1 protein-coding gene is annotated in these 2,541 nt (G+C 68.3%); it reads left to right on the forward strand.

What is annotated here, in order from left to right; all coding sequences use genetic code 11:
* Positions 1 to 2,541, forward strand: a 2,541-nt coding sequence (locus DOU50_RS00460) for a beta strand repeat-containing protein (RefSeq protein ID WP_416202934.1), incomplete at both ends; no start/stop codon positions are given.

A 2,541-nucleotide genomic window follows, 5' to 3' on the forward strand; every position in this document is an offset into this window, starting at 1 on the left:
TCACTAACCGTGGCGCGCTGCGCAGCAGCGGAACGCTGACGCTCGGCGGCGACACGCTGGCCAACAGCGGCGAGCTCAGCGCCACCGCGCTGCTGCTGAACCTGACCCGACAGGCCAGCAACGATGCCGACGGGCGGGTGATTGCCCGGAACGGCCTGACGCTGACCGCCGCCAGCCTGACGAACAGCGGGCTGATGGCCGGTACCGACGCGCAGTTTAACAGCGCGTCGGTGACCAACGGCGGCACGCTGCAGGGGACACATTCCCTGACGGCGACCGGGGCACAGCTCAGCAACCAGCAGGCGGGCATGCTGCTCTCCGGTGGCGCGCTCGAGCTGCACCACACCACCCTGAACAACGCCGGGCTGCTGCAGGGCAACACCCTGAACCTCGCCACCGGTGAGTGGATGAACACCGGTAACGCGCTGGGGGAAACGGGCGTGACGGCGGCGGTAACCGGCACGCTGACCAACAGCGGTAAGGTGCTCAGCCAGCAGGCGCTGGACGTCCAGGCCGACAGGACCGATAACCGGGGCCAGCTGCTGGCAAAAGTGCTGACCCTGCGGGGCGACCTGCAGAACAGCGGCCTGCTTCAGGGCAGCAGCACGCTGGCCTGGTCCGGGAACACCTTCACGAACCAGCCTCAGGGGCAGGTGACGGGCGGCGAGACCCTGACGCTCAGCGGACAAACCCTCAGCAACGCGGGCAGCCTTCAGGGGCGCAGCGCGACGCTTGACGCCGGGAGCCTGAACAACCAGGGCAGCGTTCAGACGCTGGATGCCCTGACGCTTTCCGCGACCGGCAGGCTGGATAACACGGGCGCCCTGCTCAGCCAGAACCTGTTCACGCTGACGGCGGCGCAGCTGTTCAACGACGGCCAGCTGGCCGGGAAAGCCCTCACGGTAAAGGCTGCGCAGCTGAACAACACCGGGATTCTCCAGGGTAACGACACGCTGGCGCTGACCACCCGCGCGCTGAGCAACGGCGCCACCGGGCAGCTGGTGAGCGGCAGTCCTCTGAACGTATCCCTCGACACGCTCGATAACGCCGGCCTGCTGCTGGTGAAGGGCGGGTTCACCCTGCGGGGCAGCGACCTGACGAACCGGGGCGATATTCAGGCGCAGAGCCTGGATTTGGGCCTGAGCACTGCCCTGACCAACACGGGGAACATCGTTGCCACCGACGATGCCGCGCTTAACGCGACGACGCTGACCAGCAGCGGCACGGTGGCGGGCAAAACGCTGACAGCAGGCGGTACTGAGCTGCGCAACAGCGGCCTGATGCAGGGCAGCAACGCGGTTAACGCCACCGCCGACCGCTTTATCAACGAGCTGAACGGTAAATGGCTCTCCGGCGGCGGCTTCACGCTGGCGGGCGGACAGCTGATGAACGCCGGTACGCTGCAGGGCGCCACGCTGGGCATGACCGGCACCACCCTCACCAACAGCGGCACGGTGAACGGGCAGACGGGACTCAGCGGCACGCTCAGCGGGGCGTTAACGAATACCGGGCTGCTGCAGAGCGGCGGCGCGACCGCCTTCACCGCGGATACCCTGGCGAACCCGGGGCGCATCACGGGCGGTACGCTGTCCCTCACTGCCCGCGATATGAACAACGGCGGGCTGATGCAGGGAACGAACGGCCTGGCGCTCACCGGCACCACGCTGACCACGGGCGCGACCTCGCGCACCCTCTCCGGCGGCATGCTGACGCTGGATGCAGGCCAGCTGACCACGCAGGGCACGCTGCAGGGGAACGGTGCGGACATCCGCGCCAGCGACTGGACGCACGGCGGGTCTCTGCTCAGCCAGGGAACGCTGACGGCCACGACCGGCGGCACGCTGACCTCAACCGGCTCGCTGATGAGCCAGGGCCGGGCGGATATCACCGCACAGACGCTGGATAACCGCGGGCAGCTCCTCAGCGAGGGCGATGTGACGCTCGGCGGCAGCACGCTTAAAAACAGCGGTACCGTGCAGGGGAACACCCTCTCGCTGCGTCAGAACAGCATTAACAACCAGGGCACCCTGACCGGTCTGCAGAGCCTGACCGTTCAGGGGCAGCAGCGGCTGATGGCGCGCATGGCGATGGCCGCGCCGCAGCAGGAGCTGATCAACGGCGCAGGCGGCAAGCTTCTTACCCAGGGCGCGCTGACGATTGCGTCCGGGGCAGTGACCAACGCCGGCAGCTGGCAGGCACAGAACATTCTGCTTAACGCCCGGTCGCTCACCAACAGCGGGGCGGTGCAGAGCGCCGATGCGCTGCAGATGACGCTGGCCGATACGCTCACCGGAACCGCAGGCAGCAGGATCACCGCGCTGGGTGCGGCGACGCTGCAGGCCGCGACGCTGGCGAACCAGGGCCAGTGGGCGGCGAAAAACCTGACGCTGACCGGCGGCACGCTCAGCAACAGCGGCGCCATCAGCGGCGTGAATGGCCTGACCCTCAGCCAGACCGGCGCGGTCAGCCAGCAGTCTGGCGGCACCCTGCTGTCCGGCGGGGCGCTGAACGTCACGGCGGCCTCCGTCACCAGCGACGGCA

This window comes from Enterobacter sp. C6, from assembly GCF_008122455.1.
In the GTDB taxonomy this organism is placed as follows: domain Bacteria; phylum Pseudomonadota; class Gammaproteobacteria; order Enterobacterales; family Enterobacteriaceae; genus Enterobacter; species Enterobacter pseudoroggenkampii.